Origin of the sequence: Bombiscardovia apis, from assembly GCF_033095945.1 — a bacterium.
GTDB classification, from domain to species: domain Bacteria; phylum Actinomycetota; class Actinomycetes; order Actinomycetales; family Bifidobacteriaceae; genus Bombiscardovia; species Bombiscardovia apis.
Map to the genome: position 1 here is coordinate 548,625 of NZ_AP026800.1, position 15,594 is coordinate 564,218.

Here is a 15,594-nt window from a genome sequence, read left to right on the forward strand (position 1 = left end):
TTTGAAGCTAGGATTACTTATATACACTGAGCAAGGTTGTGGAGGAAGTTATGCGGCAAGATGCCTACTCTGGTTATGTGCCCCAGGTAGACCCTTCTATACCTGCTGAGCCTCGCGCGCAAGCTTCACGATCCTATGCTGAGCAAGTTGGCGAGTTGGATCACAGTCAGCAGGCGCAGTTTTCAGCCCTGCTCCACGCTCGGCGCGCTAGTAGGCTCTTCAACTATTCCGTACCCGCCTGGAGCGTGTTCTACACCTTCCTGCTGGTGCTGATTGATGCGTTTATTACCATGCTCGCCGCGGGTATTATCTTCCTCATTCATCCGGTTACATACGTGTTTTTGCGCAAGACTATAGCCCTGCCCGATCCCATAGTGGCCTTCTTGGTGCTCATTTCTCTGTCGTGGATAGCGAGTTTAGGCGTTACTAACATTTACAGTCGCCACAATATGGGGGCTGGCTACGACGTATACAACAAAATACTAGAGGCCATTCCCTGCGATTTTCTCATCATGTGTGCCGCAAGCTACACCTTCAAAATCGACATACCGCGCTCGATTACCTTCTTTGTGCCGGTGCTTAGTGCTGCCTTCTGCATTGTCGAGCGTTGGCTCATGCGCAAGTACCTTCATAAGGAGCGTAAACGCGACAAATGCACTTATGCCACGATTATTGTGGGCTCACCTGCCGGTATTCACAACACTGTGCAGTTGCTTGAGCACAACAAGGGCATCGGGTATCGGCCCATTGCAGTGTGTCCGATTACCGTTAGTGCATCAGAGGATAACGGTAGTCATGAAGTCATTGAGGCAGCTCAGTTTGAGCCGACCACGCGCAGGGAGCAGCGGCTAGTGGTTTTGCCCTTCGACATGGATTTACCACAAATTGCGAAGCAGATGGACACGCAGACGGTGTTGATTACCGACGTGGTCTCGCGCAATTCCGAGTCTTTGAGGGCTCTCGCGCTAGCTATCGAAGCCTCAGGTATTGAATTGGCTCTAGCCACTTCGACCGCAGACTTGGGCGGCTCGACCATGCGGCTGCGCAACGATGCCACTATGCCAGTCTTAACGGCTCAGCTTCCGCAATATTCGGCGCCTATCAAGCTGTTTAAGCGCGCCCTTGACATCGTGCTGTCCCTGATTTCACTCATACTGCTTTCACCGATCATGGCTTGGGTAGCCATTCGGGTCAAGCGTGAAGACGGTGGGCCGGTCATCTTCGCGCAGCAGCGCATCGGGCTCTACGGGCAGCCGTTCGTAATGTATAAATTTCGCTCTATGCGTGTGGGGGCGGAAGGTGAGAAATCGCAGCTTGCCAAGGATTACGGCATCGAAGACCATCTGATGTTCAAAATTAAAGATGATCCGCGTATCACTAAGATAGGTCGCTTCATTCGGCGCACTTCACTTGACGAACTCCCTCAGCTCTTTAATGTTGTGAAGGGCGAAATGAGTCTTGTTGGACCTCGGCCAGCCCTGCCCGACGAAGTCTCGCAATACAATCTTTTATACTCGTCTCGTCTGCTCGCCAAGCCTGGCATTACAGGGCTTTGGCAGATATCGGGGCGCAGCGATCTTACCAGTGAACAGTCCGAATATGCCGATGTCTCTTATATACAAAACTGGTCACTTACCGGCGATATTGCGATTTTGCTCAAGACCATTATCGTGGTGTTCAGGGGCACTGGCTCATACTAAGCGGCCAGTATATTGCCTGAACTGTCGAACTGAAAATTGTCGAGCCAGTGAGCGAAGGGGGCCTCGCCGTCACCGCACCAAACCACCTTGGCACTGCGGTTGGCTCTGCCACTCAAAAACCAGTTAAGAGGGCCCGTAAATCGGTCATTCTTCAGCCGGTAATCGACATACATTTGGCTGTCTGATTGCTGCGCACGCTCGCGTTCGGCAGTGTTGAGCACCCGCCAAGGGTCTACCGCGCAAAAGACTTGGGCCGGCAACTGCTGGCGGATGCCCAAGAGTAGAGCCAAACCGCCGCCCAAGCTGTGCCCAGTTAGGAGGATATGTGGGTCAACCAAGCCCTTTTCTTGCGCTAAATATCGCGCTTTGTCTACGAGAATTTCCGCCTGCTCTGCCTGACCGAAAGGGTTCTTCCACGGCAAGATGAAGGTGCTGGGAGTGGCGCGTAAATCATTACGGGCATCGTCTTTGAGATTGGTTCCAGCAAAAACAACCGCCATGTGTTGGTAATCCGCCTGTCCAGAACTGAGTGCTGGCGCCGCAATCATGCCTTCTAGGCCGGTTCGAGTGCAGTAGAGGGAGTCCAAGACCCAGTAGGAACCCAGCCGTTCGTTGGGGAAGGAGTGCTGGCCAAGGAGCGTCATACTCTCGCCCCTGCCAACTCCGTACGAATACTGGCAGAGCTGGTTGAGTGCTTGCAAGCTGAATCCTGATCTTGTCGTGCTGAGAGGGACAGTGGGGTAGAGCTGATGTTGTCTGGCCATATCATTCCTCCCTATCCTCAGTGAGTGCCTGTCAAATGAATCTGTGCTGTGTAGTATGTCTACTTATACTGCCTGATGTTTATTCCGTTATTATGCTTATATGCTCTCAACGTAGTGCTCAATCCGTTGTTTCGGCCCGCACGTTGTGCATTGCCCCGCTGCATGGGTAAATGCTGGCAGGCTTGGTAACTTTGCTGATTTAGCTGCTTGAACGCAATCACACTATATGTCTCAAAATGGCGGGAATACAGCACTTTTACTGGCAATGGAGAACCTTCTTATCAGAAATTCCGTGAAACATGTTTCATAAAATGTAACAAGTGACAGCTGTCGAATGCCGCCGCCAACATCGCCGCAAAAGCTGTTTTGTGCGCCCTCGATTCCATAAGATGAAATATGTTAATCAACCTCAGATGATTCACGAAATAAAGGAGTTTCTCATGACTAAGCGCGATTTTATCGACACTAACACCTACACCCAGGAAGAGATTCAGTTCATGATTGACTTGGGCATCAAGCTCAAGGAATCAATCAAGAACGGCTACTACCCACAGCTGCTCAAGAACAAGACCCTCGGTATGGTCTTCGAGCAGAGCTCCACCCGTACGCGCACCTCTGCCGAGGCTGCAATGACCGAGCTAGGTGGCCACGCTCAGTACTTGGCTCCCGGCCAGATTCAACTGGGTGGCCACGAGTCCATCGAAGATACTTCTCAGGTTTTGGGTCGTATTCTCGACATCATCGGCGCTCGCGTAGACCGCCACAAGACTGTTGCCGAAGTTGGCAAGTATGCCAAGGTTCCCGTCGTGAACTTCATGAGCGACTACAACCACCCCACCCAGGAGCTGGGTGACATCATCACCATGACCGAGCACCTGCCCGCTGGCAAGAAGCTCAGCGACTGCAAGGTTGTCTTCGTGGGCGACGCTACTCAGGTATGCGTTTCCACCATGTTTATGGCCACCAAGATGGGCATGAACTTCGTGCAGTTTGGTCCCAAGGGCTTCCAGATGAAGGACGACGTTGTCAAGATTGGTTTGGAGAATGCCAAGCGTTCCGGCGGCTCCGTTACCATCACTGAAGACGTGGACGAGGCAATGAAGGATGCCGACTTCATCTACACCGATGTATGGTATGGCCTCTACGATGCTGAGATGCCCAAGGATGAGCGCATGAAGGTCTTCTATCCCAAGTACCAGGTGGATGCCGAGATGATTTCCAAGGCTTCCGACCATGTCAAGTTCATGCACTGCCTGCCCGCAACTCGCGGCGAGGAAGTTACCGACGAAGTACTCGATTCCGACTACTCAGTCGTTTGGGATGAGGCAGAGAACCGCAAGACCGCTATGCGCGCCATCTTCGTTTACCTGCTCAACCCCGAGCTCAAGTATGCTTCGCAAAGCGTCGCAGATCAGTATGATGCCGAATTCGAGCTCATGCTGCGCAACGCTCCTGATGCGCGCAACAATGACTAAGCTCCCAGTAGCGTTACTCACGCTTAAGTTTGGAGATTGGACATTATGAGTAAAGAAAAGAAGAAGTTTAGGCTGTTTGACGCAGTCCTCATGTCCGTTGTGGTCATTCTGGTTGTGGAATCCGCAGCTCCGGCTGCAGCAATCGGCACCTCGCAGTTCTTCTGGTGGATTTTCCTGCTGATTCTGTTCTTCCTGCCCTACGGATTGATTTCTTCGGAGTTGGGAACTACATACGCAGGCGATGGCGGACTCTACGACTGGGTTAAGCAGGCCTTTGGCAAGCGCTGGGGAGGCCGTCTGGCCTGGCTCTACTGGATTAACTATCCGATTTGGATGGCGAGCTTGGCAGTGCTCTTCGCGCAGGTAGCAGATACCATCTTTGGACTGCACATGAACAACTGGGTCTCTGTTGCGCTCCAGTTGGTCTTTGTGTGGTTCGTGGTGATTCTGGGCAATAAGCCGATTTCCGAGAGTAAGTGGATTATGAACTTGGCTGCTTTCGCCAAGATTTTCACGATTCTCTCTCTCGCCATTCTGGGCATTTACGTAGCTGCGACTAAGGGAGTTGCTAACGACTTCTCGCCTAAGGCTTTCCTGCCGCAGATGAACGTCAACAGTTTGAGCAACCTATCGGTCATTATTTTCAACTTCCTCGGTTTCGAGGTGGTGGCTACGATGGCCGACGACATGGACGATCCTAAGAAGCAGATTCCTAAGGCTATTATCTACGGTGGAATCTTAATTGCCTTCTTCTATCTGATTTCCGCATTTGGCATGAGCGTGGCTGTTCCTACCAACAAGCTTTCCGCATCCAGCGGTCTGCTTGACAGCTTCATCCTGATGATTGGCAACATGAACTGGTTCGTGGTGCTCATCGGTGTGCTCTTCTTGTACATTCTGGCTTCCGAGATGATTTCTTGGGCATTGGGTGTCAACTATGTTGCCGACTATGCAGCTAAAGATAACGTGCTTCCTAAGGTCTTCGGCAAGGAAGACAAGAACGGTATGCCTGTGGGCACTGGCTATTTGAATGGTGTTGTGGCTTCGATCTTGGTTGTTGCAGCTCCTTTGATTCCCAACCAGAACATCTTCTGGGCCTTCTTCTCGCTCAACGTCGTGGCGCTTTTGCTGTCATACACCATGATGTTCCCTGCCTTCCTTAAGCTTCGTTCGAGTGATCCTGACCGTGAGCGCCCCTTCAAGGTGCCCGGTGGGAGGGTCATGATTCAGCTCATGACTTGGATTCCTGAGATTCTCATCGTTGCTACGATTATTTTCACAGCCGTTCCCTTAAATGGCAGTGAAGATGAAATCTCAACTAAGATGCCGATTCTTATTGGCATCATCATTTCGGCAGTCGTGGGAGAGATTGTCGTACGTTATGCAAACCGGAACAACAATGATGTCGAAACCGAGGCTGTCCCTAGCCTTGCCGGAAAGGAATAATCCCATGAAAACACTAGATAGCACGCCAAAGAAGGACGGCTTCCGGATGCCCGGAGAGTTTGAGGCCCACAAGGGTGTTTACATTCTCTGGCCCCAGCGCCCCGACAACTGGCGCAACGGTGGTAAGCCTGCTCAGAGGACGTTCGTAGAGGTAGCCAAGGCTATTTCCCAGTTCGAGCATGTTACAGTCGGTGTGAATGACGACCAGTATGCCAACGCTCTAGCCATGCTTCCTAGCAACGTTGAGGTTATTGAAATCTCCAACGATGATTCTTGGATTCGTGACTGCGGCTCCACGTTCGTAGTCAACGACAAGGGTGACATGCGCGGCGTGGACTGGACCTTCAACGCTTGGGGTGGCCTCGTAGATGGTCTCTACTTCCCCTGGGATAAGGACGACCGTGTGGCAGCCAAGATGTGCCAGCTTGAAGGCACGGACCGCTACCGTTTGGACGACTTCATTCTCGAAGGCGGTTCCATCCACGTAGACGGCGAAGGTACGCTGATTACTACCGAGGAGTGCCTGCTGTCTCAGGGCCGCAACTCGCAGCTGTCCAAGGAGCAGATTGAGGAAGTTCTCAAGGAATACCTCAATCTGGAGAAGATCATCTGGCTCAAGCGAGGCATTTACCTCGACGAGACCAATGGCCACGTCGACAACATTGCTAACTATGTGCGCCCCGGCGTGGTAGCTCTGGCATGGACCGATGATGAGAGTGACCCTCAATACGAGATTTCCAAGGAAAACCTTGAAATTCTGGAGAACTCCACCGATGCCAAGGGCCGCAAGATTCAGGTTGAGAAGCTCTACGTTCCCAAGCCTGTGACCATTACCCAAGAGGAGTCTGAGGGTGTGGACGCGGTTGAGGGCACTCTGCCCCGTACCGAAGGTGAGCGCTTGGCTGCTAGCTATGTGAACTACTACACGGCAAACGGCGGCGTGGTCTTCCCAACCTTCGGCGATCCCAACGACGAGCGTGCCAAGGAAACCCTGTCTCGCCTGTATCCGGACCGCAAGGTTGTGGGCGTTCCTGCGCGCGAGATTCTGCTCGGCGGCGGCAACATCCACTGCATTACCCAGCAGGTTCCCCAGCAGTAAGAGAGTACTTGCATGAGGGAAGGAGCAAGACTGACAGCGGTTTTGCTCCTTCTTTATTACAACGAATGTGGAGATAAACAATATGGCAAAACGTAGACTAGTTGTGGCCCTTGGTGGCAACGCGATTCTGACCGATGATGCTTCGGCTCAGGCCCAGCAGGACGCCCTGCGGGATACGGCTAAGTATTTGGTGCAGATTATTCAAAACGGCGACGAGCTAATTGTGGCTCACGGCAATGGCCCTCAGGTGGGTAACCTCCTGCTCCAGCAGGCAGCGGGCAGTACCGAGTCCAATCCTCCTATGCCCATTGACACGGCTGTGGCTATGACTCAGGGCAGCATTGGTTACTGGCTGCAAAATGCGCTCGACGAGGCTCTGGCCCAGGCCGGGCTCGATGTGCCGGTCGCTACGGTCGTGACTCAGGTCGAAGTAAGTGCCGACGACAAGGCCTTCGTTGATCCCACTAAGCCCATCGGCCCCTTCTACAGTGAGGAAGAGGCTCGCGAGCAGTCCGCCCAGAACCCCGACTACAAGTTTGTAGAAGATGCAGGGCGCGGCTACCGTCGCGTGGTGCCTTCACCTAAGCCCATCAATGTGAACGAAGCTAAGGTTGTGGAGCAGCTGGTCAATGACGGCATCGTTCCCATTACCGTTGGCGGCGGAGGCGTGCCTGTGGTGCGCGAGGGCAACCGACTGGTTGGTTGCGAAGCCGTAATCGACAAGGATTTCGCTTCGGAGAAGCTGGCCGAGCAGGTTGGCGCCGATATGCTGGTGATTTTGACTGGCGTTGACAACGTGTTTGTGAACTACAACAAGCCTAATCAGAAGGCCTTGGGAACTGTTACAGTCGAAGAACTGAAGCAGTACATGAGCGAAGACCAGTTTGCTAAGGGGAGCATGTTGCCTAAGGTGCAGGCAGCCATTGACTTTGTTGAAAATACAGAGCATGGCCAAGCTGTTATTACATCCTTGGAAAACATTGCTGGTTTCTTAGAGAACGGCGACGGCACAGTCGTTTCTTAGCTGATTGCTGCCGTTGGCGTTCGCTTGCCAGCGGCAGCTGTCCACTTGTCAGGTTTTTGATGTCTCAATTGGTCGAAATGGAGGAGCCAACCGATGAATTTCTTTGAGATTGTCAATTCCCATTTGGGTTCTCTCACCAAGAGCGAGCAGGCCCTCTTCGACTATGTCATCAAAAACATGGACAGTATCAAGAACCAAAACATCCGCGAAGTGGCGGCCAGTACTTACGTTTCGACCGCCACTTTTCTGCGCTTTGTTAAGAAAATTGGTTTCTCAGGTTTTAGTGAGTTTATGACGGTTATTAAATTTACCGTCTTGAATAATCGCGATAATAGCCAAAAAGAATTGCCATTCACGGTGTCTCAGAGCGATTACCGCGAAGAGTATCTCAAAAATGTGAGCGAATCGGTGCGCGTGCTTTCGCCAGAAAAAATTCACGAGATTACCGGCCGCTTGGCTGAGCATCCGCAAGTCTATTTCTTTGCTAAGGGTGTGAGCAAGTACGCCACTGACTATATATATTATCTGTATACGATGGCGGGATTCAAAGTCGAATGCCCCCGCGATCGTGCCCTGCGCTCTATGAAAGCCGACCAAGTGGGCGAGGGGGATTTGGTATTTTTCCTCACCTACGACGGTCAGGATTCAGAGTTTTTGCAGATGATTAACAAGTTCATCGAATCGGGCGGCAAGCCGTTCATTATCTCGATTACTGAGCCAGACAACAATACGATTCAAAACTTGAGCGACATCAACCTCTATATCTTCGCCGACGACGTATCGGTCAACAAGACCGAAATCAGCTCCCGCATCTCCACCATTGCGGTCATGGAGCTCATCCTCTACCAATACATAGAAGACTACGGCGGCCGCGACTTCAACTTCGTCAAGCATCAAACGCTCGACTCGGACCGGTAAAGTTCCGAGTCGAGAGCTGAAGCTGGGCGAGCTGCTAGCTGGCCGCCAGGATTTTCTGGTAAGACTTAGAACTCGTTGGGGTCTGGGCCGCCGCGCACACCGGTGTCGAGACCGTCGACTGCCTTCATCTCGTCTTGGTTAAGCTCGAAATCAAAAATGTCGAAGTTTTCGGCAATGCGAGAGGGCTTAACTGACTTGGGAATCACCGAGCGGCCTTCTTGAATGCCCCAGCGCAGCATCACTTGGGCTGGAGTCTTACCATGCGCTTGAGCGATGCTGACGATGGTTGGATCTTTCAGCGTGGAGCGAGCCTCGGAGCCGCCCCAACCGGGGTAGAAGGTGATGCCGCCGATGGGTGACCAAGCCTGAGTGAGAATGCCTGCCTTGGCGTTGGCTGCGACCAGAGACTTCTCTTGGAAGTAGGGGTGGAGCTCAATCTGATTGACGGCTGGCACCACGCTGGCCTCCTTGAGCAGGGCCTCTAAGTGGTTCTTTTGGAAATTGGAGACACCAATGGCGCGCACTTTGCCCTGGCCCAGTAGCTCTTCCAGTGCATGGTAGGCAGCCAGCGTTTGCTCCCAATGATGAGGCGCGGGCTGGTGGAGAATGAGTAGGTCGATGGTTTCAACGCCTAATTTGCGGGCTGAATTCTCGAAAGCGCGCAGGGTGGCTTCGGCTCCGTAATCAGCAATCCACACTTTCGTTTCGATAAACAGTTCGTCGCGGGGTACTCCTGATTCGCGAATGCCTTGGCCCACTGCTTCCTCATTGTGGTAAGCGGTTGCGGTATCGATGTGGCGGTATCCGGTCTCTAGGGCCGAGCGAACGGCCCCAACCGTCTCCTCGGGCGAGGCTTGGAAAACGCCTAAGCCAATGGTGGGCAGTTGAACGCCGTTATTCAAAGTTAGTTCTGGAACGCTCATAGGTTCATCCTTGTCTTGTAGGGAGCTTCGTGCTGCTTACGAGAGGGTTGGTGGCCCATATATAAGCGGATATTGAAGCTCCGTTTAGTATAAGGCAAAAACGGATATTCTTTATCCGCTTATTGCTTCTTTTGCTGTAAGCTTGAAGTATGTCTCGCTCACAATCACAGCAATCAGACCCTCACGCGCCACTGCGCTCGGACGCTGCCCGCAATCGTGAAAAACTGCTCGAGGCGGGACGGCAAGTGTTTGCACGGAGAGGTCTTGGAGCCACACTTAACGACGTGGCAGAGCAAGCCGGAGTAGGGGTGGGTACTGCTTACCGGCACTTTGCCAACAAGGGTGAACTCATCGAAGCCATCTCGGTAGGGCAAGTCAACGAGCTTGAGGGGATTTTGCGCCGCAGTCTTGCCAATCCTGATGCGTGGGCCGGGCTCGTTGACTATTTAGAGCGTTCGATGGCCATGCAGACCCGAGATAAAGGCTTAGCTCAGCTCTTTGCCGGGCGCCACCTGCCCAGCGAGCGCTACGACTGGGGTCGCGATCGGATAGCCCCCTTAGTTAACCAAGTAGCCGACCGGGCCCGAGAGCAGGGAGCTATCCGTCCCGAAATAACCGGCACAGACCTTATCTTTATCCAAATTGGCATCTTGGGAATCGCAGAAACGTTGAACGAAGGTGCCGCGAAGGTAAAACGCACCGACGTAGACCAGCTTTACCGCCGCTACCTCTGGATAGCCCTATCTGGCATCCGAGCTCCCCAAGCCAACAACGAAGCCCAAGACCCCTGGAGTTCCTGGCCCAAGCCCATCCCGGCCCTCACCACCCAAGCCACCCATCAAATCCTCTCCGCCCCCACCCCAGCCAAGTAGCAACCCGGACTAATTTGACCTTCTACGCTATCGTCTGGGATTGCTCCTACTGGGGGAGCGGGGGGAGCGGCGCTTTTTGGTCAGCTGGTAGGCGGCCCAGCTGAGGGCTGCTAGGGCTGAGAGGCCGAGTAGGCTGCCTCCAGTCAGTCGCTGCAAGGGGATAGCTCCTGCGGCCGGCAGCGTGTAGCGGTAGGTGTAGCTAAGGTCGTAGTCGGTTTGGCCGGCTCCTGCGAGCGTCCAGTGGACGTGGACAGGCACAGCACCGGCATTGTGGCCCGGAGCTTTGAGCTTCCAAACCTTGCTGCTCGCGTCCCAAACCGGTGCCGGGCTGGCGTCAGTCGTGTCGAAGGTAATGCCGGTTACGAGTAGCTGCATGAGCTTCACCAAGACTGGAGCGCTGCCGTCGGTGTTGTTACCGCTGCCCAGCTGCCCGTCGAGGTTGCGGCCCCAAGTATAGGCCTGGTGGTCGCTGCCCAATGCCGTGCAATGATCGTATCCCGCGCTAATAGAGGTGTAGGTCACCCCAGTTGGGCGCTCACCTTGCCGGGCGAGTACCGGCGTGTGCTGCTCCGTGGTGGTGCCATTGCCCAGCTGACTGTAGCTGTTGGCTCCCCAAGTGTAGGCTTGACGGTTGCTGCCGAGCGCCGCAGAATAACTATTGCCTGCACTCACAGCTGCGTAGCTGACTCCTGCGGGTCGCTCGCCCCGCTCGACTGCTAGGGGCAGCGTGCTTCGAGCGCTCGCGTTAGAAACGCTTGTGGGAATGGTGGCATTGCCTAACTGGCCGTAGCGATTGTCTCCCCACGCGTACGCCTGTTGGTCGCTGCCCAGGGCCACAACATGGGCGCCTCCCGCGCTGACGGCCGTGTAGGTAACTGCGGTGGGCCGCTGGCCTTCTTGCACGAGAACGGGTGTGCGCTGGTCAATTTGGGTGTTGTTGCCCAGCTGGCCCCGTTCGTTGCTTCCCCATGCGTACACTTGCCGGTCGCTGCCCAGGGCTAGAGAAAACTCTCTGCCCGCGCTCACGGCCGTGTAGTTGACTCCTGCCGGGCGCTCGCCTTGCTGCACGCGAACAGCTGCCTGCGCAATCGTTTGGGTGTTGTTGCCCAGCTGTCCGTGATTGTTTTGACCCCATGTGTAGACCTGGTTGTCGCTGCCCAGGGCCATAGCGTGGTAGCTTCCCGCGCTGATGGCGGTGTAGTTGACTCCTGCCGGGCGCTCGCCGCGCTGCACGAGAACGGGTGTAGTGCTGCCGCTGCCTGTGCCGCCTGTCGGTATGGTGGAATTTCCGAGCTGGCCGTAGGTATTTGACCCCCATGTGTAGACGCGGCCGTCCGGCGTTAATCCCATAGAGAAGGAGCCGTTGGCGCTAATCTGCGCGAAGTGTAAGCCAGCAGGGGTCTGGACTCGCACGGGTCGGTTGCTGCGTGTGGTAGTGCCGTCTCCCAGTTGGCCGGCAGCATTGTTGCCCCAGGCGTAGGTGTTGCCGTCTGAGCCGAGCGCTAAGGAATGGGAGGAGCCAGCGCTGATTTGGCTGTAGCTGATGCCTTGCGGCGGGTCTGGGGCGGTGAGCGTGAGGGGGTTGCTGCCTTCGGTGGGGCCTTCGCTCGGGTTTAGCGTGAATTGATACGCTTCCCATTTAGCGGTGAGGGTCATGTTGGCTCTGACTGGGCTGTTGAAGTCCCAGGCTTCGCCGCTGCTGGTGAACCATCCGTCAAACCAATGGTGCTCCCAGCTGGGTGTGGGGTTGGGCCAGGCAATGCTTTCATCATCGCCAATTACGGCATATTGGTCGGCAGGTGTGCTGCCGGGAGCCCCGCCCAAATCAAAGTGGACCGTATACGTTCCCTTGTATTCGTAGTGAAGTGTGACGGCCGGCTGGTTCATGGTCACGGTGGTGGTTTGTAGCCTGCTGTTACTGTCCCAACTAGAACTGACCCAAGTCATACTCCAGCCAATGCTCACTGGTACTTGCCCTACATCATGTAATGGAACGCGCACCGTCCAAACACCAGTTGCGGGGTCCTTTACTGGATTGGTTACCGCCACGCCGTCGAAGCTCACACTGGTCATCTTGAGAGTGGCTACTCCAGTGGGCATGGGGTCTGGGTTTGGGGTGTTAGTTCCTGAGTTGGTGGAGTTGCCTAGTTGTCCGACTCTGTTTGATCCAAAACCATAGACGATTCCGTTGTGGTCCAGCGCTAAGATATATTGGTTGGTCCCGCTTATCTGGGCAATAGGGGTGGAGCTAGTGATGCTGCCGGCGTTCACTGCTGAAGGGATGTAATTGACCGCGCAGCTGGTCTTGTTTCTGTTGTCGCCGAGCTGTCCGTATTGGTTATTGCCCCAGGTCCAGATGGTGCCGTTGCTGTCCAGTGCCGACGACATGGAAGAGCCCGCGTTGATAGAGGTCTTGTTGGTCGTTGCGATTCTGGGTGTAGGGGTCGGCGTAGTAGTTGAACCACAAAATGCGCCGTTTCCACTGTTTTGATAGGTTCCCAGTTCTCCTTGGAAGTTCATACCCCAAGCATGGACATTACCGGCAGTGTCAAGAGCGAGTGTATGAAACGACCCCGAAGCAACCTGAGTGATTTTGGTTGTGGCAGTTACACTTCCAGATAGAACCCGCTTTGGGGCGGGGTTTTTAGAAGTGGTGTTGGGTGGAGGGTTGACATTCGTGGGATTGCCGAGCTGGCCGTATGCGTTATCCCCCCAAGCATACAATTTACCGTCTTGGTCAATGGCGAAAGAAGTTCTCTGGCCTGCAAGGATTTTGATAATACCTGTGGCGGGGAGATCTCCTCCGGTCACTACGATAGGGGGCGTAAACATTGTCGGTAAAGAGTTCTCTCCATAAGCGCCTCCTCCCCATACGTAGACTATTCCATTGTTGTCTAATGCCATTCCGTGAGACGCTCCGGCGCTGATTTGAATAATGCCGCTGCTTGGTAGAACACCACTGGTCAATAGGGTTGGTCTTAAAAGGCTGCCACGTATTCCGTCTTGGCGCTTACCCCAATGCCAAACCCGGCCTTGTTCGTCTAAAGCTAGCGAAAAATAGTTCCCTGCGCTCACCTGTGTGAAACGGACTCCAATGGGGATGAGTACTCGGATGGGAGATGACACGTTGGTGGTGTAACCAGTGCCCAACTGTCCTTGACCGTTGTATCCCCATGCGTAAGTGTTTCCATCTTGCGCAATTGCTAACGAGTGGGACTCCCCGGCGCTGATTTGAGTAAAGACAGGCGGTGCAGTAGAAGCTGGCGGGGGTAATGGTGGCGGTTGCGCTGGCGTTGGCTGGGCCTTTGGTAGGGGAGAGGGTGAAACCGTCTACGGTTTCGGAGCTTGGAGTGCCGCCGCGAGTGAGCTGGCTTAGGCTGTCGTCTTGGGCTGGGTCTGCGTGTGCAGGGGCCGCAAAATTAGCGGACCCCCCCCCCCAGGACAGTGAGAGCTAGCGCTAAGGCTACCGCGCTTGCTGTGCGAATGCTTCGCATTATTCCTCCAAACGGGCTGCAGCCGCCAAGTTCGCGACTACCCCGTGCATATATCCAAAAGTGTTCTGCTGCTTTGCCTGACCGACCCCGGTTCCCCAACCGCAACCCCAACAAAGCCTCCATCTACGACCCAGTTTATCATCATCGCCTGAGAGGGGGAGTTTGAGCTTTACCTGCTTGTTATTGACGTGCGCACTTGCTTGCGGCGCCGGTGGGTTTGGGTGACTTGGTAGGCTGGCCCGGCTTTGGGGGCCGGGCCTTGGTGGGGATTTAGTTGGTGGCTGTTGGGGTGTGCCGGGGTTGGGCTCGGCGTTTGCGGCTGAGCTGGTAGCCGGTCCAGGTTAGGGAGGCTAGGGCGCTGAGGCCTATGAGACTGCCGCCGCCCAAGCGTTGGAGGGGGATGGCTCCGGCTTGGGGGAGGGCGAAGTCGTAGTAGGTGAAGCCGGGGTTGATGGTGTAGTCGTCTTCGGGGCAGCCGGCTAGGCTCCATTTGATGGTGACTGGTACGGTGCCGACTGGGTGTGGTGGTGTGTTGAGTTTCCACTGGTTGTGTTCGGGGTCGTAGGTGCTGGTGGCGGTGTGTGTGGGGTCGCCGAAGAGTGTGTTGGTGATGTCTATTTTGAACGCTTTAACCGGCCCGAGCTCGGGGCGGAAGGTATTGGAACTTGGCGTACCATCCCCGAGTATGCCTAACTGGCGGCTGCCCCAGGCGAAGATGCGATGGTCATTACTGAGCACGTAACCTGACGAAGATCCTGCATCGACTTGGATGATGGTGTCTGGTGTGTTTCCTGCGCTGATTCGTGTTGGTGTGGGTTGTTTGTAGTCAGGTTCTGTGCCGGCTATGTATCCCCAACCGTATGCTTTATGGTCACTACCGAGGGCGAGAGAAGATTCACCTCCTGCGCTGATTTGGGTGACGGTGTCTGGCATGTTTCCGCCGGAAACTCTAGTAGGCAGGGGATTGGTATCATACATTCCCATGCCGGTGCTTTTGCCAAGCTGGCCGCTGGTGTTTCGTCCCCATGCGTAGACTTTACCGTCACTGCCAAGAGCAAGAGCATGGGAGATGCCGGCGTCGATTTGGGTGATGCTTGCGGGCAGGTCTCCACCAGTAATACGTCGAGGTACAGGTTGCGCGGTTCCAACTTCGGTGCTGCCAACCTGGCCCCTGTCGTTGTTGCCCCATGCGTAAACTTGGTGATCGCTGCCTAAAGCCATAGTAAACGAGTTTCCGGTGCTTATTTGTATGATATTTGTTGGAAGGGTGCCGCCTGTGATTCTAGTAGGTTGGCGAACGGGCATATTTATGCCTACTCCTGCATTAGTGCCCAGCTGTCCGAAGTAATTGCTGCCCCAGGCGTAAATCTTGTTGTCGCTTCCTAAAGCGAAAGATGATGATGATTGGTCATTGGAGTTGACTTGGAGAACTTCGGCTGGCAGACCGCTGTCTATCCTTTTGGGGAATGGAATGTTGGGGCTGGTATCTGCGGGCCAGCCTCCGATATTGGCACCCCAACTGTAAACGTGGTGGTCGTCTCCTAAGGCCAGAGCGTGCTGCCATCCGGCTGCTATTTGGATGAAGTGTACTCCAGCTGGCATTTTGACTCGTACTGGCATGGTTTCATATTCATTGGTGGAACCGGCCCCGAGCTGCTGATAACGGTTGTATCCCCAGGCGTAGGTGTTACCATCGCTGGCGATAGCGTACGCAGTGCCAGCGCCTGCGCTGATTTGGGTGAAGCGTAGGCTGCTGGTTTCGGGTTGGGTGGTGATGGTGGCTGGCGTGTTGCCGTTTGCGTGGCCTCGGTCTGGTGTGAGTTGGAAGGTTCGCTCATCCCAATGGGCGGTCAGGGTTTGGTCGGTGGTGACGGGCATG

General features: G+C 54.6%; 11 protein-coding genes. 7 read left to right on the plus strand and 4 right to left on the minus strand.

Annotated elements, in window-relative coordinates:
- Nucleotides 1–50: 50 nt before the first annotated feature.
- Nucleotides 51–1,700, plus strand: a complete 1,650-nt coding sequence (locus tag R8377_RS02045; protein ID WP_317643307.1) for a sugar transferase — start codon at nucleotides 51–53, stop codon at nucleotides 1,698–1,700.
- Here the strand turns inward: R8377_RS02045 and R8377_RS02050 are convergent.
- A complete protein-coding gene (locus R8377_RS02050) occupies nucleotides 1,697–2,464 on the minus strand; it encodes a hypothetical protein (RefSeq protein WP_317643308.1) in 768 nt (255 codons plus the stop codon). The genes R8377_RS02045 and R8377_RS02050 overlap by 4 nt on opposite strands.
- 440 nt (nucleotides 2,465–2,904) lie before the next feature.
- Here R8377_RS02050 and ptcA point away from each other — a divergent pair, with 440 nt between their 5' ends.
- From ptcA to R8377_RS02075, 5 genes are all read left to right on the plus strand, one after another.
- Nucleotides 2,905–3,939 (plus strand): putrescine carbamoyltransferase, encoded by a 1,035-nt coding sequence (gene ptcA / locus R8377_RS02055; RefSeq protein WP_317643309.1) that lies wholly within the window; start codon nucleotides 2,905–2,907, stop codon nucleotides 3,937–3,939.
- Nucleotides 3,940–3,984: 45 nt separating this feature from the next.
- Nucleotides 3,985–5,385, plus strand: coding sequence for an APC family permease (locus R8377_RS02060; RefSeq protein WP_317643310.1), 1,401 nt, complete (start codon nucleotides 3,985–3,987; stop codon nucleotides 5,383–5,385).
- 4 nt (nucleotides 5,386–5,389) lie between these two features.
- Nucleotides 5,390–6,484, plus strand: a complete 1,095-nt coding sequence (aguA, locus tag R8377_RS02065) for an agmatine deiminase (protein ID WP_317643311.1) — start codon at nucleotides 5,390–5,392, stop codon at nucleotides 6,482–6,484.
- 82 nt (nucleotides 6,485–6,566) lie between these two features.
- Complete coding sequence (gene arcC / locus R8377_RS02070; protein ID WP_317643312.1) at nucleotides 6,567–7,508, plus strand: carbamate kinase; 942 nt, start codon at nucleotides 6,567–6,569, stop codon at nucleotides 7,506–7,508.
- Nucleotides 7,509–7,601: 93 nt separating this feature from the next.
- Nucleotides 7,602–8,426, plus strand: a complete 825-nt coding sequence (locus R8377_RS02075) for a MurR/RpiR family transcriptional regulator (protein WP_317643313.1) — start codon at nucleotides 7,602–7,604, stop codon at nucleotides 8,424–8,426.
- A 65-nt stretch (nucleotides 8,427–8,491) separates the two neighbouring features.
- Here the strand turns inward: R8377_RS02075 and R8377_RS02080 are convergent, their stop codons facing one another.
- The gene (locus tag R8377_RS02080) at nucleotides 8,492–9,349 is read right to left on the minus strand and encodes an aldo/keto reductase (RefSeq protein WP_317643314.1); all 858 of its coding nucleotides are present in this window, start codon (nucleotides 9,347–9,349) and stop codon (nucleotides 8,492–8,494) included.
- 149 nt (nucleotides 9,350–9,498) lie between these two features.
- On the opposite strand from R8377_RS02080, the gene R8377_RS02085 reads away from it, so the two are divergent.
- A complete protein-coding gene (locus tag R8377_RS02085) occupies nucleotides 9,499–10,221 on the plus strand; it encodes a TetR/AcrR family transcriptional regulator (protein WP_317643315.1) in 723 nt (240 codons plus the stop codon).
- 27 nt (nucleotides 10,222–10,248) lie between these two features.
- Here R8377_RS02085 and R8377_RS02090 read toward each other — a convergent pair whose 3' ends face one another.
- Together R8377_RS02090 and R8377_RS02095 are read right to left on the minus strand one after the other, a co-directional pair.
- Nucleotides 10,249–13,452 carry an RCC1 domain-containing protein gene (locus tag R8377_RS02090; RefSeq protein WP_317643666.1) on the minus strand — a complete coding sequence of 1,068 codons (3,204 nt, stop codon included), beginning with the start codon at nucleotides 13,450–13,452 and terminating at the stop codon, nucleotides 10,249–10,251.
- A gap of 533 nt (nucleotides 13,453–13,985) precedes the next feature.
- Nucleotides 13,986–15,593, minus strand: a complete 1,608-nt coding sequence (locus R8377_RS02095; protein ID WP_317643316.1) for an RCC1 domain-containing protein — start codon at nucleotides 15,591–15,593, stop codon at nucleotides 13,986–13,988.
- Nucleotide 15,594: the final 1 nt, after the last annotated feature.

Excerpts from the sequence above, each read along its gene's own strand:
- R8377_RS02050 (WP_317643308.1), bottom strand. The coding sequence starts at position 2,464 with ATGGCCAGACAACATCAGCTCTACCCCACTGTCCCTCTCAGCACGACA.
- arcC (WP_317643312.1), top strand. The coding sequence starts at position 6,567 with ATGGCAAAACGTAGACTAGTTGTGGCCCTTGGTGGCAACGCGATTCTG.
- R8377_RS02045 (WP_317643307.1), top strand. The coding sequence starts at position 51 with ATGCGGCAAGATGCCTACTCTGGTTATGTGCCCCAGGTAGACCCTTCT.
- aguA (WP_317643311.1), top strand. The coding sequence starts at position 5,390 with ATGAAAACACTAGATAGCACGCCAAAGAAGGACGGCTTCCGGATGCCC.
- R8377_RS02085 (WP_317643315.1), top strand. The coding sequence starts at position 9,499 with ATGTCTCGCTCACAATCACAGCAATCAGACCCTCACGCGCCACTGCGC.
- R8377_RS02060 (WP_317643310.1), top strand. The coding sequence starts at position 3,985 with ATGAGTAAAGAAAAGAAGAAGTTTAGGCTGTTTGACGCAGTCCTCATG.
- R8377_RS02080 (WP_317643314.1), bottom strand. The coding sequence starts at position 9,349 with ATGAGCGTTCCAGAACTAACTTTGAATAACGGCGTTCAACTGCCCACC.
- R8377_RS02075 (WP_317643313.1), top strand. The coding sequence starts at position 7,602 with ATGAATTTCTTTGAGATTGTCAATTCCCATTTGGGTTCTCTCACCAAG.
- R8377_RS02095 (WP_317643316.1), bottom strand. The coding sequence starts at position 15,593 with ATGCCCGTCACCACCGACCAAACCCTGACCGCCCATTGGGATGAGCGA.
- ptcA (WP_317643309.1), top strand. The coding sequence starts at position 2,905 with ATGACTAAGCGCGATTTTATCGACACTAACACCTACACCCAGGAAGAG.